General features: G+C 75.6%; 10 protein-coding genes. 1 reads left to right on the plus strand and 9 read right to left on the minus strand.

Annotated features, from left to right (window positions below):
* Positions 1-91: 91 nt before the first annotated feature.
* The 3 genes from ABWU78_RS16955 to ABWU78_RS16965 are packed head-to-tail and all read right to left on the minus strand — an operon-like array spanning position 92 to position 6188.
* On the minus strand, positions 92-3745 hold the full coding sequence (locus ABWU78_RS16955; protein ID WP_439159024.1) for an ATP-binding protein: 3654 nt from the start codon (positions 3743-3745) through the stop codon (positions 92-94).
* A complete protein-coding gene (locus ABWU78_RS16960) occupies positions 3745-4512 on the minus strand; it encodes a DUF4194 domain-containing protein (protein ID WP_439159025.1) in 768 nt (255 codons plus the stop codon). The genes ABWU78_RS16955 and ABWU78_RS16960 overlap by 1 nt, the downstream gene beginning before the upstream one ends.
* Positions 4509-6188, minus strand: a complete 1680-nt coding sequence (locus ABWU78_RS16965; protein WP_439159026.1) for a DUF3375 domain-containing protein — start codon at positions 6186-6188, stop codon at positions 4509-4511. Before ABWU78_RS16965 ends, ABWU78_RS16960 begins: the two co-directional genes overlap by 4 nt.
* A gap of 399 nt (positions 6189-6587) precedes the next feature.
* On the opposite strand from ABWU78_RS16965, the gene ABWU78_RS16970 reads away from it, so the two are divergent.
* Entirely contained in the window at positions 6588-7289 is a 702-nt protein-coding gene (locus tag ABWU78_RS16970) for a vitamin K epoxide reductase family protein (RefSeq protein WP_253055300.1), read from the plus strand.
* 133 nt (positions 7290-7422) lie between these two features.
* Here ABWU78_RS16970 and ABWU78_RS16975 read toward each other — a convergent pair whose 3' ends face one another.
* The 6 genes from ABWU78_RS16975 to ABWU78_RS17000 all read right to left on the minus strand — a co-directional run bounded on the left by ABWU78_RS16975 (position 7423) and on the right by ABWU78_RS17000 (position 13938).
* On the minus strand, positions 7423-8919 hold the full coding sequence (locus ABWU78_RS16975; protein WP_353707575.1) for a S1 family peptidase: 1497 nt from the start codon (positions 8917-8919) through the stop codon (positions 7423-7425).
* A gap of 118 nt (positions 8920-9037) precedes the next feature.
* The gene (locus ABWU78_RS16980; protein ID WP_353707574.1) at positions 9038-10009 is read right to left on the minus strand and encodes a LysR family transcriptional regulator; all 972 of its coding nucleotides are present in this window, start codon (positions 10007-10009) and stop codon (positions 9038-9040) included.
* Positions 10010-10093: 84 nt separating this feature from the next.
* Entirely contained in the window at positions 10094-11773 is a 1680-nt protein-coding gene (locus tag ABWU78_RS16985; protein WP_439159027.1) for a DUF7059 domain-containing protein, read from the minus strand.
* 103 nt (positions 11774-11876) lie between these two features.
* Positions 11877-12404: a hypothetical protein gene (locus tag ABWU78_RS16990; protein ID WP_253055296.1), complete on the minus strand. Its 528-nt coding sequence runs from the start codon at positions 12402-12404 to the stop codon at positions 11877-11879.
* A 109-nt stretch (positions 12405-12513) separates the two neighbouring features.
* Positions 12514-13134 (minus strand): hypothetical protein, encoded by a 621-nt coding sequence (locus ABWU78_RS16995; protein ID WP_353707572.1) that lies wholly within the window; start codon positions 13132-13134, stop codon positions 12514-12516.
* Positions 13135-13227: 93 nt separating this feature from the next.
* Entirely contained in the window at positions 13228-13938 is a 711-nt protein-coding gene (locus ABWU78_RS17000) for a DUF981 family protein (RefSeq protein ID WP_253055294.1), read from the minus strand.
* Between the last annotated feature and the right edge of the window lie 308 nt (positions 13939-14246).

Raw genomic sequence — 14246 nt, forward strand, 5'->3', positions numbered from 1 at the left:
GGTCGTCGTCGGGCACGGCGTCCGCTCAGGGAACCTCGCCGGGACCAGCGTTCCCCTCGCGCGACCGGGGTCTTCTCGCGTGACCGGGGCTCTACCTCGCGGCGGGCTCGGGCTCCGCTGCGGTCTCGAGTCCGGCGTCCGACGGCGGCGCCTCGCCGGTCGTGCGACCGTCGCGGTAGGCGGCGATCGACAGGGTCCGCAGGCGAGAGGACCGCCCCGAGGGATTGTCGACGAACCCGACGGCCGAGATGTACGGCTCGATGACGTGGATCTTCTGCAGCGGCGTGACGATGAGCAGCTGCAGCCCGAGGCGGCGGAACAGCTCGAGCGCGAACCGGGTCGACTCGTCCGACCCCCGACCGAACGCCTCGTCGATGACGACGAACCGGAACGCCGTCGACCGCACCGCGCCCCAGTCGAGCTTGAACTGGTAGGCGAGGGACGCCGCGAGCACGGTGTACGCGAGCTTCTCCTTCTGGCCGCCGGACTTGCCGCCGGAGTCGGAGTAGTGCTCGTGCTCGGAGTCGTCGGCGCGCGAGCGCTCCGACGCGGAGAGCACGAACCAGTTGCGGACGTCGGTCACGCGGCGGCGCCACGCCTCGTCGAGGTCCGTCATGCCCTCGCGACCACGGAACCGCTCGACGAGCGCCTTGACCCGCAGGAACCGGTCCTCCGAGTACGACAGCGCGCCGTCGGCGAGCGACCCGTCGCCCTCGGCGAGCGCGCGGTCGTCCTCGGCGAGGATCCCGTCGCCGTCGGTGCACGCGCGCAGGTCCTGCTGGAACTCCCGTACCTCGAGGTTGGGCGTGCGCGACATCTCCAGGCGGATGTACCGGCCCGGGTTGTAGTCGATCGCGCGGAGCGAGTCGTTGATCGTGTCGATCCGGTCGCGGATGACGTCGGCCTGCTTGGCGAGCTCGGCCGCGAAGCCGGCGATGTCGCGGATCGCGTTCGTGTTGAGGTACGCCTTGAAGTCGGCCTCGAACCGCGGGAGGTCGTCGCGCACGAGCCGGTCGTGGATCTCGCGGTAGCCGTCGGCCGAGCGCACGTCCGCGTCGAGCTCCGCCGTCTCGACCGGGTACGCCGACCGGAACGAGGCCATCTGCCCCGCGATCCGCGTCCCGAGGTCCGCGCGCTCGCGCTGCGCCTGCTCCGCCTCGGCGGTGAGCCGCGAGCGCACCGCGTTCTCGACGGCGTCCAGGTCGGCCGTGCGCGTCGGGCCGGTCGCGCCGTCCCGGCCGACACCGTCCCGGTCGGCGCCGGCCGCGCCGACCGCCGCGAGCTCGCGGTCGAACTCCGCGGTGAGGGCGGCCGTCGTCTCCTCGTCGAGCGCCTCGCCCGCGCCGTCGAGCACGGCCCGCGCCCGCTCGCGCGCGGTGCGCGCCTCGTCGAGCGCGTGCCGGTCGGCGCCGAGCGTCGCGACGACGCGGTCGCGCTCGGCCTCGAGCTCGCCGTGGCGACGCGCGTTGTCGTCGAGCAGCGTCGCGATCCGGCCGAGCTCGTCGCTCGCCTGCTCGAGCCGCCGCTTCTCCTCGGCGAGCTCGGCGATGCGCGCCGTCTCGGCGCCGCGGTCGAGCTCGTCCCAGTCGCGGTAGACGTCGAGCCGGCCGAGCGCGGCCGAGCGCGCCTGGAGGTCGCCCCGGGCGGCGGCGGCCTCGTCGCGGCGCCGCGCGAGCGTGTCGCGCCGCGCGGTCACCTCGGCCGCCTGCTCCAGCAGCGCGTCGATCTTGGCCTGCGTCGACCAGCCGAGCACGTAGCCGCGGCGGTCGTCGACGGCACGCGTGTCGTTCTTCTCGTGATGGTCCGGCGAGTGCTTCACCTGGCCCGCGCGCGTGATCGCGCGCGGGAGGCGGCGGAACGCGTCGAGGTCCGGCGCGCACGCGTGGTCGGCGCGCCGCTCCAGCTCGGCCTCGACCCACGCCGTGAGGGACGGCGCGTCGTCGAGCTGCCGCACGTCGAGCAGGTCGGCGAGCAGCGGGACGTCGTCGCGCGGCGCGGGCCGGGCGGCCGGGACGCGCTCGGGCACCCGGTGGTACACGAGCCGCAGGCCCAGGTGCTCGCGGTCGACCCACGCGGACACGGCGTCGTAGTGCGCGGCCGGCACGAGCAACGAGAGCGCGAAACCGCGCAGCACGCGCTCGGCCGCGCCCTCCCAGTCGGCATGCTCCTGGCGCACCGCGAGCAGCTCGCCGACGAACGGCACGTCCGCCGGGGAGAGCCCGACGCCGGCGCACAGCCGGTCGCGCACCTCCAGGTGGGTGCGCGGCAGGTTGGAACGGCGGTCGGCGAGGCTCGCGAGCTCGGCCTTGACGTCGGCGGTCTCCTGCTCGACGGCGCGCAGCTCCGCGGCGACCTCGCTCGCCCGCTCCTCCGCCCGGGCGAGGTCGTCGCGCACGCGCACCGCGGCGTCGTCGGCCGCACGCCGCAGCGTGGCGAACGCCGCGGCGTCGACGAGCGCGGCAGCCACGCCCGCCGCCCCTCCGCCGAACCCTGGCTGGCTCCCCACGACGTCCTCGCCCTGGGGAGAAACCCCGGGTTCGGCACCGTCCGGGCCGCCGAGCGTCAGGCCTGCGGCGGCGGCGTAGCCCGCGAGCTGGGCGACGCGGCGCTCGCGCGCGGCGCGCTCGACCTCGCGGCGCGCGACCTCGCCCTCGATCGCCGCGAGCCGGTCGCCGCCGTGCCCCGCGCGCTCGAGCTCGAGCCGCTGCCGCTCGGCCGCGAGGAGCCCCAGCTCGTCGCCGACCCGCTGGCGGCGGGACTCGCCGTCCGCGACGCGCTCGTCGAGGGCGCCGATGAGCCCGTCGAGGTCGGCCACCCGCCGCGAGGCCGTGAACGCGCGCAGGGCGTCGCGGCGCGCCACGAGCGCGGCAGACCGCTCCCCCAGCGCGTCGTGCGCGTCGCAGTCCGCGAGCAGCGGCGCGAGCCGCTCGATCTGCGCGGTGGCCCGCACGACGGCGTCGTGCGCGCTCGTGAGGTCGTCGAAGTGCGCGACGAGCCGGTCCGTCCAGCGGTCCGCGTCGAACGGCTCGAGCATGTGCTCGCGCACGAACTCGCCGAGGTCGCCCACCGACTTCATCGACACCGTCTGGTGGAACAGGTCCATGGCCTGCTCCGACGGGATGCCGAGCAGACGACGGAAGTCGCGCCCGTACTCGGGGAAGTGGTCGCGCACCTGGGCGCCCGACTCGCGCAGGCGACGTCGCAGCGCCGCCACGTCGCCGCCGAACCCGGCGAAGTCCTCGGTGATCGTCAGCGGACGGTCCGCGGTGACGAAGAACCGGTCGGGCTGGCCCGACTGCCCCGGCGCGAGCCAGAACACCTGGGCGAGCGTGACCTCCTGGTCGAACCCGCGGTTGGAGAACCGTCCCAGCACGACCGAGTACGTGCCGCGCTCACGCAGCCCGACGTGGCGCGTCGTGCCCGTCGCCTCGTCGCGCTCCGACTTGTAGTGCCCCGCGACGTACGACCGCAGGGACCGCTCGCGCGCGCCCGCTCCGGCCGCCTTGTTGTAGGAGATGCGGTGCGACGGCACGAGCAGCGTCGTCACGGCGTCGACGATCGTCGACTTGCCCGACCCGATGTCGCCCGTGAGGAGCGCGTTGCGCCCGTCGAGGTCGAACGCCCACACGCGCTGGTCGAACGTGCCCCAGTTGAGCACCTCCAGCCGTTCGAGGCGGAAGCCCGCCCGGGCGTCGAGGTCCGCCGCCGGGTCGTGCAGCTCGACCGCGCTGAACAGGCCCTCCATCACGCCACCGTCCTCGTCGTCGTGCCCGCGCTCGTCCCTGCGCCCGTCCCTGCGCTCGTCCCGGTGGCCGCTGCGCCCGCGCGCGACCCCGGTCCCGTCCCGGCGCCGTCCGCGGCGAGCTCCAGGTACTGCGCGAGGCGCGCGTCGAAGTCCGCGAGCCACTGCGCGTCGACGAACGCCTTGAGGATGCGACGCACCTCGTACCGCCGCGCGTCGCCGGAGGCCGGGTCGCCGTCCTCGCCCGGGGCGCCCCCGGCGGGCGAGCCGTCCGGGTCGGGGCGGCCCGCAGGGCGCAGGAAGCCCAGCTCCACGACGCGCCGCACGAGCCCGTCCACGCGGTCCACCAGCCTGGCCTCGTTGGCCGCCGCGCCGGCGTCCTGCGCGAGGAACACCCGCAGCAGGTCGACGATCTCCGTGCGCGCGAGCACGAGCCGCGTGTCACCGCCCTCGGAGTCGGCCTGCGCGAGCCGCTTGCGCAGCAGCGCGAGCAGCAGGCTCACGTCGAACGGCAGCTCGCGGCGCGGGATGAGGCGCGGCACGCGCTCGTCGCGCTCGTGCTCGGGCTGCGAGCGCAGGTAGGCGTAGCCGTCGCCCTCGTCGACGACGACCTGCAGGCCCATCATCGCGACGGTGTCGCGCACCTGCGCCTCGCGCGCGAGCAGGTCGCGCCACAGCGCCTCGCCGGACTCGCGGTAGACGACGCCCTTGAGCAGCGACGTCACGACGACGGACAGCTCCGGGTCGCGCGCGGTGCGGGTCGTGCTCACGGGGTCTCCTCCGGGGCCGGGTCGGTGTCGTGGGGCTGCTGGCCTGGCGGGGTGCTCGGCACGGGCACCGGGTCGCGCGGCGGGCCGCCCGCCCCGGTGCGCCGCGCGTAGGTGACGCGTGGCAGGCGAGCGACGCGCACCACGGGGTCCGGCGCCCCGTCCTCGGCGACGGGCCCGGTCGGGGCCTCGCCCTCCCAGCGCACCTCGTCGGTGCGCTCCTCGTCGTGCACGACGACGAAGCGCGGGTCCTCCAGCGACAGGTACGTCACGAGCTCCGCCAGTCCGTGCTCGAGCGGCGCGTCGGCGAGCAGGTCGGCGAGCGCGACCTCCCCCGGGCCGCCCGGCCGGGAGAGCGTCGCGCGGACCGTGCGCGCGAGGCGCTCCGGGTCGACGTGCACCTGGTCGTACAGCGCGTCGACCTCGAAGTCGTCGTCGCCGGCCTCGACGTGGTCCGAGTCGAGCCGGGCCGTGGGGCGCGGCGTGAAGAGCGGTCGCTCGGTCGGCAGGACGATCTCCGGCGCGACGGCGTCGACCGTCATCCCCGGAGGTCCTCCCGCCCTGCGGGCGACGTCGCGCGCGGCGAGCGCCTTGGCCTCCACGCCGCGCAGGATGTCCATGACCCGCCGGTTCTCGAGCCAGACCTGGTCGTCGAGGAAGCGGCGGAGCTGCTCCGAGAGGGTGCGCACGGTCGCCTGCGTGCGCTCGCCGGCGTCGAGCCAGTCGTAGTGCACGCGCCGTAGCCGGCGGTGCTCCTGCTCCCGCGCCGCCGCGTCCGTCGCGGCGGCGTCCACGTCCGGCCCGGGCGCCCCCGGGGCCGGCCGGACGACGTCGGGCGCGATCGCGTCGAGGGACTGCACGCGCTCGACGAGCGCGGCGAACTCCTCCTGGCGGCGACGGTCGAGCAGGAAGTCGTAGAACGCGTGGAACGAGCGGCCCTGGTCGGACTCCGCGATGGCCGTGCGCGACCGCACGACCTCCTCCAGCAGCTCGCCCTTGGCGCCGTCCCAGCCGGTGATGCGCTCGCGCAGCTCGCGGTCGAGCGAGCGGAAGTTCGCCTCGACCTCCCGGAAGTCGGAGAGCAGGTCGGCGGCGGTCTGCGTGAGCTGCTGGTAGCGGTCGCGCTGCGCCGCCGCGTCGAGCACGGCGACGCGCCCGGCACGCACCTGGGCGATCTCGTCGTCGATCGCCGCACGGCGCTCCTCGAGCTCGCGCAGGCGCTCCGCCGGGTCGGTCTGGGTCCCGACGGCGAGCTGGCGCAGGAGCTCGAACACGGTGTTGAGCCGCGACTCGGTGCCCACGAACCCGCGCCCGCGCAGCGACGCGACCCAGCGCACGGCCTGCTCGACGGCGGGCGTCGCGTCGTAGTGGGGCTCGGCCGAGCCCGGTGGGTACCAGGCGCGCAGCCAGCCCTGGTCGGGGTGCGCCCAGTGGTCGACGTACGCCTGCGGGGGTCGCGGGTACCGCGGCTCTGCTCCGGAGGCTCGTGCGGACCGGCCGTCGACCGCCCACAGGTGGTCGTCGAGCCGCGCGACGAGCTCGCTCTCGGGGATCGCGCGCACGTTGTCCTCGACGAACAGGGTGCCGAGGAACGACAGCACGAGCGGCGCCGTGTCCGCGCGCAGGAGCCGCCACGCCGCGCTCGACCGCCGCAGGGAGTCGACGTCGTCGTGCTGCACGCAGGTCCTCTCGGGCGGGTGGGGCTCGGGCCGGTTCGCGCCGCGGGGAGCGCGGGCGCCCCCAGATCTTAGGCGGGGACGCCCCTACCGCCGTGACGACCCACCGTCGTCGCACACCTCGGCCGAGAACGACACGACGCCCCGTCGAGCACGACACGGCGGTCGCTCTCGGCCCCTCGACGTCCCTCATGTCGTGTTCGACCGGTGGCGGGGCGGGTTCGGCGGGTTCGGCGGCCAGGATCCGGGACCATGGTCCCTGTCGGCGGCGGGTGCGGGGTTCGTAACCTGGGTGCGGCGCCGAGCCGGCAGCGCGCCCACCCTGCCGGCCGGCGCCACCTTCTGCCCGCCCGCCGGGGCGTCCCCCGACCCGGCGGGGCCCCGCGGACCCGAGGACCGCCCGTGACCGGAACGACCACCGCCCTGACGGACGAACCGCGCCCGGGCCGGACGCCGTCGGGCCCGGGGGGTGCGCAGGACGCGGCGTTCGACCCGTTCGCCCGCCCCACCGGCTGGACCCACTCCCGCGGCGTCCTGTTCGGCGAGATGCTGCTGTTCGGCCTGCTCAGCCTCACCGCGGCGTTCGTGCTGTCGTACGACGCCGTGCTCCTGGCCGCCAACCCCACCGCCACGCTCGCGTGCGACGTCAACACCGTGCTGTCGTGCGGGACGGTCGCCCAGTCGTGGCAGGCGCAGGTGTTCGGCTTCCCCAACGCGTTCCTCGGCCTGATCGCGGAGCCCATCGTCATCACGACGGCGGTCGCGGCGCTGGGCGGGACGCGGTTCCCCCGCTGGTTCCTCTTCGCCGCGCAATGCGTCTACTTCCTCGGCGTCGTGTTCGCCTACTGGCTCTTCTCCCAGTCGATGTTCGTCATCGGCGCGCTGTGCCCGTGGTGCCTGCTCATCACGGTCTCGACCACGCTCGTCTTCGCTTCGCTCCTGCACTGGAACGTCCTGGAGGACAACCTGTACCTGCCGCGGGCCGCGCAGGCACGGCTGCTCGGGTTCGTGCGCTCGGGGGCCTTCGGCTACCTGGTGGCGGCGTGGCTCGTGGGTCTCGCGATCCTCGTGGTGCTCAAGTACGGCCCGGCGCTGCTGGCCTGACGGGACCCCGGCATGCGGCGAGCCACGCCGAACACGTCCCTGCACGCCGTCGAGCACGAGGTTGCTCCCGGAAAGAGGACGGGAACGACAGCAACCTCGTGCTCGACGCGGACGGGGTCAGACGGTCAGGGGCTCAGGGGGTTGTCGTGGCCAGCGAGTAGGCGCCCGAGCCCGCGTAGGCGTGCACGACGAACCGGTAGTAGCCCGCCGCGCCGTTGTACGTCAGGGACTCGTTGGCACCCGGCGACGTGGACTGCGCGACCGTCACCCACGAGTACCCGTTCCACTGCTGCAGGTACAGGTCGTAGTCGCTGCCGGCCGGGCCCGTGACGCAGCCGCGGTGGGAGCCCGCGGTCGCGGCCGTGTAGTACGACCCGTTCGGCTGGACGGCCGTCGCCCCGGCCGAGAGCGTGCCGGTGTACGTCCGGGCGTAGCCGGCGCAGCCGGTCGGGGGCTCGGGGTCGCCGCCCCCGCCGTCGCTCGTGACGAGCGTGAGCCCGTACGCGGAGAGGATCTCCCCGACGGGCTGGAAGTACGTCGTGCCGCCGGTGCTGCAGCTGCCGGACCCGCCGGAGGTGACGCCCTGCGCCTGGTTGCCCGCGAGCAGCGAGCCGCCGGAGTCGCCCGGCTCGGCGCACACGTTCGTGCGGATGAGGCCGGTGATGGTGCCCTGCGCGTACGTGACCGAGGCGTTGTACGCGAGGACCGTCCCGCAGTGCCAGCCGGTGGTCGAGCCCGACCGGCACACCGACGCGCCGACCGGTGCCTGCGTCGCCCCGGCCACGGCCACGCGGCCGCCGGCGTAGTTGTTCACCGCGCCGACCGGCGTGTTGCCCGCGTCGACCTGGACCCAGGCGTAGTCGTTGCCGGGGAAGCTCGACCCGCGGAACGTGCCGGCGGGGCCCGACGTGCGCGCGCCGACCGAGCCGCAGTGCCCGGCGGTGACGAACCCGCCCTGGACCGCGAACCCGACGGAGCACCGCGTGCCGCCACCGATCGTGTAGGCGTTGCCGCCGACGACGTCGATCAGCGGCCGGGGCACCTCGGCCGTCTCCTCGTACGCCACCGCGTCCGCGGGCACGCCCGCCGCCGCGACCTGCGCGGCGACGTCGGACTCGCCACCCTCGCGGACGGAGACGACGACGCGGTTGCGCGTCACGTCGACGTACCAGCCCGGCAGCGCCGCCGGGTCGTCGGCGAGCGCGCCGTCGAGGGTCGCGCGCCAGGACTCGAGGTCCGCGAGCGTATGGTCCACGGTCACGGCGGTGGCGCCCTCGGCCCGCACCGCACGGGCGTCGGCGGCGTCGGTGACGCCGACGTAGAGGACGTTCGCGGAGTCGTCGACCCAGGCGCCCGCGAAGTCGGCGCCCAGACGACGCTCGAGCGCCGCCTCGGTGCCCGCCGCGTCGGACTGGAAGGCGAGACGCGTCCGTGCGTCCCGCGCGCTGAGGCCCAGGTCGCGCTGCAGCGCACGCTCCAGGCCAGGGGTCGTCTTGGGGACCGCGCGCACCGTCGCGCGCTGGTCCTCGGGGGCGGGCGTGCCCGCGACGGCGTGCGTCGCGGCCGCGCCCGTCAGGAGCGTCGCGGCGGCGGTGACCGCGGCGATCCTCCTGCGGAGTGGTCGTGTCATGTCGTCCATTCCCTTCGCCGGGCCCGGGTGGCCCGGTCGAAGGTCACGCTAGGGAGACGTCCAGCCCACGCCCAGATCGCGATCAGGTCATACGCGGGCGCTATGTGCGGGCTCGCCCCTACGCGATCTCCACCGGGTGCTCGGCACGCCAGCGCCGGTAGCGCGGCGAGCGCTGCACCGCGTCGCGGTGCGCCCCCGCGGCGGCGCGCGCGATCGCGTCGACCGGCAGACGCTCGGCCGCGTCGCGGCGCCAGCCCACGTGGTGCGTCCAGCGCAGCGGGGCGCCGTCGAGCGCGACCGTCCGCACGCCGGGCGCGTCGAGCAGCACGGGCTGGACGAGCGCGACCGCGTGCCCGCCGCGCACCTGGTCGATGCACGACGTCCGGTCCGACTCCCCCATCGCCCGCGGCGTGAACCCCGCCCGCACGCACGCGCTCACGAAGCACCGCTCGAAGCACCCGCTCCCCGGGGCCGTGAGCCACAGCGCGTCGGCCAGCTCGCCCAGCCCGACGGCGTCCCGCGCCGCGACCGGGTGGTACTCGTCGACGAGCACGAACACGGGGTCCGTCGACACCGCCGTCCAGACGAGGCCCCCGTCCGCGGGCGGGGCCGCGTCGCCGCACATCCCGACCAGCGCGACGTCGAGCGTCCCGCCCGCCAGCCGCTCCGCCGTCTCCTCGACGGACCACGACGTCGCCGTGGTGACGAGGAGGTCGTCCACCCCGAGCGCGCCGGGCAGCGCCGCGTGCAGGCGGCTCGCGAACAGCCCGCCGATCGCCGAGCTCACCGTCCCCACGCGGACGGAACCCGCCGTCGACCGGTCGGAGACGTGCCGCCGCGCGTCGTCGACGAGCGCCGCCATCGCGGGCAGCACGACGCGCGCGTGCCGCAGCACGAGCTCGCCGAGCTCGGTCGGGCGCGCGCCCAGGCGGTCGCGCGTGAACACGCACCCGCCCAGGGTGCGGTCGATCCGGTTGAGCTGGGCGGTGAGGGCGGGCTGCGCGAGGCCGAGCGACGCCGCCGCCTTGGTCACGCTGCCCGACTCGGCCACCACCACGATCATGCGCAGGTGCCGCACCTCGAGGTCCATGCCACCCGAACGTATCGGTGCGGGGCCGCCCTGTCTCGCCTGTCGCGCCCGTCTCGCGACCGCGAACGTCGCCGGACCCGGGTGTCAGCCGACCGGCACCAGGAACCCGTCGCCCACGAGGCCTCGCACGCTCGGCAGCAGCTCGCCCGCGAGGTCGTCCGCCGGCACCTCGAAGAGCGCGGCGATCGCCCCGACGAGCTGCCCGACGGCGAGCTCGCCGTCGCTCGCCCCGACGAGCGCCGCGAGCCCCGTCGACGCCTGGACGGCCCGCCCGAAGCCGTCGCCCTGACGCAGCAGGACGACCGTCGGGTCGGGAGCGCCCGGCGTGTGGAACCGCTCCTCGGTCACGTCGGGCGCGACGGCGAGGCACGCGCCCGCGAGCGCGGCGTCGTCGCGCGCCGTGAGCCAGTCGTGCGCCGCCAGCGCCGCCGCGAGGTGACCGCCGAGGGGCTGGCGGACGGGCCCCGTGCGTTCCTCGAGCCGGCGCAGGGTGGGGCGGGCGCCGTCGAGCGGGCGCCGCAGCGTCACGATGCCGAACCCGACGGCCTCCACGTCGCGGGCCGCGAAGTCGTCGAGCCACGCGGCGTAGGCGGCGGCCCAGGCCCCGGGCTCGCGCTCCGGCGTCGTCCCGCCGTCGCGGATCCACGTCTCCGCGTACTCGGCCGGGTCCTGCACCTCGCGCTGGACCACCCAGCCGTCCAGCCCCGCCTCGTCGAGCCACTCCCCGACGCGCTCGTCCCACGGGACGCCGCGGCGGTGCTCCCAGTTGCCGAGGAGCTGGGCCACGCCGCCCGGCGCGAGGACCGCGGCGACGCCCGTCACGAGGTCGCGCACGACGTCGTCGCCCGCGCGCCCGCCGTCGCGGTACTCGTACTCGGGCAGCGCGCCGGCACCGCCCGCGCGGGGTGTGATGACGAACGGCGGGTTCGACACGACGAGGTCGAACCGCTCGCCCGTGACGGGCTCGAGCATCGACCCCTCGCGGAGCTCGATCGCCGCGCCACGCCCCGTGGCCCCGGCCGCACCCGTGCCGAACGGCACGTTGAACGCCGTGTTGAACGCCGTGTTGAACGCCGCGAACCCGAGGGCTCGCCGCGAGATGTCGGTGCCGACGACCGACCGCGCGTGCCGCGCGGCGTGCAGGGCCTGGATCCCGCAGCCCGTCCCGAGGTCGAGCACGCGTCCGACCGGGGTGCGGACCGTCACCTGCGCGAGCGTCAGGGACGCCCCGCCCGCGCCCAGCACGTGGTCGGCCGCGAGCCGGCGACCCGTCGCGAGCTCGCCCAGGTCCGAGGAGAGCCACCACGTCACCGGGCCCGCCGCGTCCGACGCCGCGTAGGGCCGCAGGTCCACGAGTGCGCGCACGGCGTCGTCGTCCGCCGCGCCCGCGGCCTCGACCAGCCCGAGCCGCCGGGCGCCGTCGACCCCCGTGCGCCCCAGGGCGGCGTCGACCGCGGCGCGCGGGACGTCGTCGCCCAGGAGGAACAGCGCGGCGAGCGCGGCCGTGGGGTCACCCTCGCGTCCCCGCAGCGCGCGCCGCGCGGGCACGGCCTGCTCGCGGTGCAGCGCGGCCGAGGCGACCGGGCCGAGCACCCGCTCGACGCCGTCGACCGTGAAGCCTGCCGCCGCGAGGTCCGCGCGCAGCGTCGTCGCGGCCTCCGCGAGCTCCGCCGGGGCCAGGCCCGCGCCCGGCGGGGGCGGGCTCACGACGGCGTCCGGCCGGGCGGGCGCGGAGGAGGCTGGGGCGGCGTCGGCAGGAGGCATGGGTCCATCCTGGCGGATCCGCGCGCGGGGCGTCCGGTCCGGCCCCGGACGCGCCGGACCCCGGCGCGCCGAGGCGGGCCGGGGTCCGGAGGGAGCAGGGGCGTCAGCAGTTCTGCGTGCCGTACACCGCGACGTTCTGCGCGGAGGTCTGGAACGACTCGTCGGTCATGAGCGACGTGATGGACGACAGGTCGGCGCTGGCCGGGTCGTCCACGGCGGTCTCGAGCGTGTCGGTGAGCTGGCGGAACACGCCCGTGACCGTGTCCCAGTCACCGCTGATCTCGGCGGGGGCCTCAGCCGCCTCGAGGGACGCGGTGAACGTCTCGAACTCGGTGACGGCGCCGGCCGGGTCGCTGGTGTCGATCGAGCCGAGCGTGCTCTGGGCGTCGAGGAGCGTCTGGTAGGCGGTGCAGAAGTCGCCCGAGGCCTCGGCGTCGCCGGTCTCCTCCTCCGTGGTGTCCTCCGACTCCGAGGACTCGTCCTCGGCCGGGGTGGTCTCCTCCGACGCGGTCGTCTCGGAGTCGGTGCTCGCGTCGTCGCCCGAGCCGCCGCAGGCGGCGAGGCCGAGCACGAGAAGGGCGCTCGTCGCGAGGGCGGTCGTGGTCTTCGTGATCGTCAGTCGGTTGCGCATGTGCCCCATGGTTTCCCATGGCGGCGCCTCGCGCGCCCCCAAACCGCCGAGGTGGGGACCGCTCCCCATGTGGCGAGCGCCACGGGGTGAAAGACCTGCCTGCCCTCGATCAGCGGGTGCACCCCGCACGGAAGTAGTCGGTGACCGCCCGGGACGACGACGTGAGGGCGCCCGTGTCGATGCGGCGCCCGACGCGGTCGATCGCCCGGGACAGCTCACCTGTGTCGCGCGCTCCGGTCGCCTCGACCTCGTCGGCGATCATCGTGAGATAGGTCGTCACGACGGCCCAGTCGCGCGCGATCTCGTCGGGCGGCGAGGCCCCGGCGAGGGTGTCGCGGGCCGTCGTGAACCCCTCGACGAGCGCCTCGGGGTGCTCGACGGTGAGGTTCACCTGCGCCTTGGCGGCGGCGCCCCACGCGACCTCCGCGTCCCGGCAGACCGGGTCGACGGCGGTCGCGGCGGCAGGGTCCGCCGTCGTGCCCTCGGCCTCGTCCCCCGGTTCGGCCGCCTCGTCGTCGGGCGTGGTCCCCGGAGCGTCGTCGGCGCCGCCGTCGTCCACCGGGGCGGCGTCCCCGCCCTCCGACGCGGCGGGAGGCGAGGGCACCGCGGCCGGGGCGGCGTCGGGCAACGACACGACGTCGAACGCGCCGCTCGCGACGACGGCCAGGCACAGCCCGGCGACGACGGCGAGGACCGCGGCGTGAGCCACGGCGCGCACCGGTGATTGCATGGCCCCTATGATGACGCCTCGCGCGCGCGAGGCGAACCCCGCGAGCCGTCCCGGCCCACGGGGTCCCGCCCGCCCGCTGGACGGCGGCCCTCGTCAGCCCATCGTGTTGACGATGAGCCCGATGTGGGTGAAGAAGTTCATGGCGCCGAACAGCAGGAACGCGACGCCGGACAGGCCCCATGCCCACCCGATGACGACGCGGACGACCCGGCGACCGGAGCGCACCGCGAACGGGAAGAGGATCGCGCCGACGCCGACGAGCGCGATGAGCCCGGACATGAAGATCGCCTCGACGAGCGGGTAGGCGGCGAACGCGCCCGAGATGGGCTCCTCCGGCGGCGCGGCGAAGAGCTGGTACGTCACGCCGGCGATCGCGATGGCGACGAGCCCGAGGCCCATGCCGAGCACGAACACCGACACGGGGCGCGCGACGGCCTGCAGGTGCTCGGTGGCGTCGGCCCGCTCGAGCGCGGCGCGGCCGCGCGTCCACAGGTAGAACGCGGCGGCGAGGAGCAGCACGCCGAACGCGAGGCTCGTCTCGCCGAAGATGATGTTGTCGAACGGGAAGCCGCCCGCGGCGAGCGGCCACGTGAGCGTCATGTGCAGCCCGGTCGCCGTGAGGATCGTGCCGAGCACGCCGAACGCGAGCGACCACCCCTCGACGACGACCTTCCCCGGCGACCGCAGCAGCTCACGGCCGAGCATGACGAGCAGGATCAGCCCGGCGCCGACGGCGACGGACATCACGGTGTTGTACGTGGGCATCTGCGCCCAGTCGATGACGAGCCCCTCGGCGGCGACCATCTCTGTCCACTCCTCGTTCGTTCCCACGAGCCGCACTCACGGCCCGAGGTCGATAACCATACGCACGTATAGGTTATTCCTCCGGCCCCCCGGACGAACCAAGCCCCGCCTGCTCGCCAGACGCCCGCGACCGACATCCCGCGACCGCGGCGCCGCGCAGGGACGGTGCCGGGACGGGGCGGGAAAGCTCCACGGCGACCGGACGCAAAGCGGCAACGTGCTGGTGAGACCGACACCGCGGGCGGTCGCCCGAGGTGAGCACCGACCAGGGCGAGACGACGCCGGGCGGGGTGGGTGGTGGTGCCGCG

Origin of the sequence: Cellulosimicrobium sp. CpK407, assembly GCF_051844275.1 — a bacterium.
GTDB classification, from domain to species: domain Bacteria; phylum Actinomycetota; class Actinomycetes; order Actinomycetales; family Cellulomonadaceae; genus Cellulosimicrobium; species Cellulosimicrobium cellulans_G.